Here is a 3,675-nt window from a genome sequence, read left to right on the forward strand (position 1 = left end):
GTTTGGCGAAGACTCGGAGTTCGGTACCCTCACCGATCAGATCGATAAATCACGCGGTATGGGTCCCGGCCTTCGCCGGGACGACACCTGTTTTGATGTGGCAGTGTACGTAAAGTGCGCGACTTACGCCGCATCCACCTTCAAGACCCCACGCCGGATCTGATCCTCCTCGATCGATTCGAACAGCGCCTTGAAATTACCCTCGCCGAAGCCGTCGTCGCCCTTGCGCTGGATGAACTCGAAGAAGATCGGGCCGATCGCGTTGGCCGAGAAGATCTGCAGCAGCACCTTGGTCTGGCCGCCGTCGACGACACCCTCGCCGTCGATCAGGATGCCGTTCTTCTGCAGGCGCGCGACGTCCTCGCCATGCTTCGGCAACCGCGCGTCGATCCGCTCGAAATAGGTCTCGGGCGGCGCTGGCATGAAGGGCAGGCCCGCTTCGCGCAAGTCCTCGATAGTGCGGTGAATGTCACGGCAGCCGCAGGCGATGTGCTGGATGCCTTCGCCGCGATAGATATTGAGATATTCCTCGATCTGGCCGGAATCGCCGGCGTCCTCGTTGATCGGAATCCGGATCTTGCCGTCGGGGCTCGTCAGCGCGCGCGAGAACAGGCCTGAGGCGCGGCCCTCGATATCGAAGAAGCGGATCTGGCGGAAGTTGAAGAGCTTCTCGTAGAAGCCGGTCCACACGTCCATGCGGCCGCGATGGACGTTGTGGGTGAGGTGATCGAGATAGAACAGGCCGGCGCCGGCGGGACGTGGATCGCGCGCGCTGAGCCATTCGAACTCGTTGTCATAGGCCGAACCCTTGACGCCATAGCAATCGACGAAATAGAGCAGGCTGCCGCCGATGCCCCTGATCGCGGGGACGTCGAGCGTCTTCTGCGCGGAGGACACATCCGCAGGTTCGGCACCGAGCGATATCGCACGGTCATAGGCCTTCTTGGCATCGACGACGCGAAACGCCATTGACGGCGCACAGGGTCCGTGCGCGGCGACGAAATCGTGACCGTGGGCGCCGGGCTCCTCGTTGACGAGATAATTGATGTCGCCCTGGCGATAGACCGTGATCCTCTTCGTTCCGTGGCGCGCGACGGGCGCATAGCCCATCAGCTTGAACAGGGCGTGCAGCTGTTCCGGATAGGGATGCGCATATTCGACGAATTCGAACCCGTCGGTGCCCATCGGATTGTCGGCGCTAATTGTGGCCGGCGGTGCATCGTGCGGAAACGGACCCATGGTGCTCTCCCAAATTGCTGCTGCCATGAACTATCCTTCATGGCGCCTGCAATGAGCGTGCAAATGGGAAGTCATTTCGTTATCCTGCGCACGATCTGTGCATAAAACGGGACAACTGCGCATGACTTTGGTGGATCTCTTCGACCTCAAGATCCTGGGCGCGCTGCAGGACGACGGCCGCCTCACCAACCAGGAACTGGCCGACCTCGCGGGACTCTCGGCCTCGCAATGCTCGCGGCGACGGATGCGGCTGGAGGAGGAGAAGGTGATATCAGGCTATCACGCCGATCTCTCCAGCGAGGCCCTCGGCTTCGGCGTGGTCGCCTTCATCCAGGTGACGCTGGCGACCCACTCACCAGACAATTCGAAACGCTTCCGAACGCTGGTCAATCGAATCGACGAGATCCAGGAGGCCTATTCGCTCACGGGCGACGCCGACTATGTGCTGAAAGCCGTGTTGCGCGACCTGAAGGGTCTCTCCAATCTCGTCAACGACGTGCTGATGCCGCACCAGAGCGTGGCGCATGTGCGCTCATCGATCGTGCTCGACAGGCTGAAGGAAAGCACGCGTCTGCCGCTGAAGGAAATCAAGCCCGGCTGAAATCGAGGGAAATCCGGCATTCGCGCTGCGCGTGCGATCTGCGATGATCCCCGCCAAATCGGCGGAGACTGAGCCATGGCCCTCCAGCTTCGACCGAACTGCGAATATTGCGACCGAGACCTGCCGCCGAACGCAACCGATGCGCGGATCTGCTCCTATGAATGCACCTTCTGTGCGGACTGCGTGGAGACGAAACTCTCCAACGTCTGCCCGAACTGCGGCGGCGGCTTTGCGCCGCGCCCGATCAGGCCAACGCAGCAATGGCGACCAGGCGTGTGCACCACCAACCAGCCGCCGTCGGACAAGCGGGTGCATCTGAAGTACAGCCTGGAAGACGTCGCGGCGCATTGCGCGCGGGTCAAGGATGTACCGCCGGAGAAGCGGTGAACTCTCTCCACGTCGTTGCGAGGAGCCCTTGCGACGAAGCAACCCAGACATCCTCCCCGCGCCGCGGAAAGATTCTGGATTGCTTCGCGCTGCGCTCGCAACGACGGAGTTTGTGGAAGCGGCGGAGCCCTACTCCGCCGCCAGAATTGTCCCCTCGACCTCACCAAACCCGACGCGATAGCCTTCGCCCTGACCCCAGCCGCGCATGACGAGGCTGTCGCCGTCTTCCAGGAACGTCCGTTTGATGCCGCCGGGCAATTCGACCGGCTCGGTGCCGTTCCAGCTGATCTCCAGCAGGCTGCCGCGCTGGTTCTTCTCCGGGCCGGAAATGGTGCCGCTGCCCAGGAGATCTCCGACATTCATGGCGCAGCCGGAGGAGGCGTGGTGCATCAGCTGCTGCACCGAGGACCAGTACATGTACTTGAAATTGGTACGGCTGATACCGGCCGGCGCGTCGGCTCCGGCGGCACGCAAGGAGACGTCGAGCTCAAGCTCGTAGTTCTGCGGCTTGCTCTGCTTGAGGTAGTCGAGCGGCACCGGCTCCTGCGCCGGCCCGCTCAGGCGAAACGGCTCTAACGCCTCGCGCGTCACCACCCACGGGCTGATCGAGGTCGCGAACGCCTTGGCGAGGAACGGACCGAGCGGCACATATTCCCATTGCTGGATGTCGCGTGCACTCCAATCGTTGAGCAGCACGAAGCCGAAGATCATCTCCTCGGCCTGCTGCTCCGTGAGCATGCCGCCCATGGCTGAGGGCTGGCCGACCACGACACCCATCTCGAGCTCGAAATCGAGCCGCTTGCACGGTCCGAAGCTCGGCGCCTCCACATTCGGCGGCTTGAGCTGCCCGCGCGGGCGCTTCACCTTAGTGCCGGAGACCACGACGGTCGAGGCACGGCCGTTATAGGCGATCGGCATATGCAGCCAGTTCGGCTGCAGTGCATTGTCCTTGCCGCGGAACATGACGCCGACATTGGTGGCGTGTTCTTTCGACGAATAGAAATCGGTGTAGCCGGAGACTGCGAATGGCAGATGCAGTTTCGTATCGCGCATCGGCACCAGAGCCTGCTTGCGCAGCTCCTCGTTGTCGCGCAGTTCTGGATGATCGTGGCGCAAGAGCTCGCTGATCCGCGCCCGCGTCTTCGTCCAGACCTTTGGCCCCAACGCCATGAAAGCATTGAGCGACGGCGTCGAGAACACGCCGAGCGGGCCGACGTCGAGCCGCGAATCCTGCTCGAGCTCCCAGAGATCGAGCACGTAGTTGCCGATCGCCACGCCGACGCGGGGAGTCGGATTGGCCGCGGTCGAGAACACGCCGTAAGGCAGGTTCTGGATCGGGAAATCGGAGGCGGGATCCACGTCGATGAAGGAGCGGAGGCTGGGGTCGTTGGGGTGCGTTGTCACTTTTCGCCAGTCCTTTTTCCTTCTCCCCTTGTGGGAGAAGGTGG

The 3,675-nt window shown here is 62.5% G+C and carries 4 protein-coding genes; 2 read left to right on the forward strand and 2 right to left on the reverse strand.

Annotation, left to right across the window (positions count from 1 at the left end; translation table 11 throughout):
- Nucleotides 1–123: 123 nt before the first annotated feature.
- Complete coding sequence (gene hppD, locus IVB47_RS34370) at nucleotides 124–1,239, reverse strand: 4-hydroxyphenylpyruvate dioxygenase (protein WP_247468369.1); 1,116 nt, start codon at nucleotides 1,237–1,239, stop codon at nucleotides 124–126.
- Between the two features lie 121 nt (nucleotides 1,240–1,360).
- Here hppD and IVB47_RS34375 point away from each other — a divergent pair, with 121 nt between their 5' ends.
- A complete protein-coding gene (locus IVB47_RS34375) occupies nucleotides 1,361–1,840 on the forward strand; it encodes an Lrp/AsnC family transcriptional regulator (protein ID WP_247468283.1) in 480 nt (159 codons plus the stop codon).
- Nucleotides 1,841–1,915: 75 nt separating this feature from the next.
- Entirely contained in the window at nucleotides 1,916–2,227 is a 312-nt protein-coding gene (locus IVB47_RS34380) for a DUF1272 domain-containing protein (protein WP_247468285.1), read from the forward strand.
- Between the two features lie 129 nt (nucleotides 2,228–2,356).
- Here the strand turns inward: IVB47_RS34380 and fahA are convergent, their stop codons facing one another.
- A complete protein-coding gene (gene fahA / locus IVB47_RS34385; RefSeq protein WP_247468372.1) occupies nucleotides 2,357–3,631 on the reverse strand; it encodes a fumarylacetoacetase in 1,275 nt (424 codons plus the stop codon).
- Nucleotides 3,632–3,675: the final 44 nt, after the last annotated feature.

The organism is Bradyrhizobium sp. 62 (assembly GCF_023073035.1).
Lineage (GTDB): Bacteria > Pseudomonadota > Alphaproteobacteria > Rhizobiales > Xanthobacteraceae > Bradyrhizobium.

What these genes read in the sequence shown, in the direction of transcription:
- hppD (WP_247468369.1), bottom strand. Translation starts at nt 1,239, where the DNA reads ATGGGTCCGTTTCCGCACGATGCACCGCCGGCCACAATTAGCGCCGAC.
- IVB47_RS34375 (WP_247468283.1), top strand. Translation starts at nt 1,361, where the DNA reads ATGACTTTGGTGGATCTCTTCGACCTCAAGATCCTGGGCGCGCTGCAG.
- IVB47_RS34380 (WP_247468285.1), top strand. Translation starts at nt 1,916, where the DNA reads ATGGCCCTCCAGCTTCGACCGAACTGCGAATATTGCGACCGAGACCTG.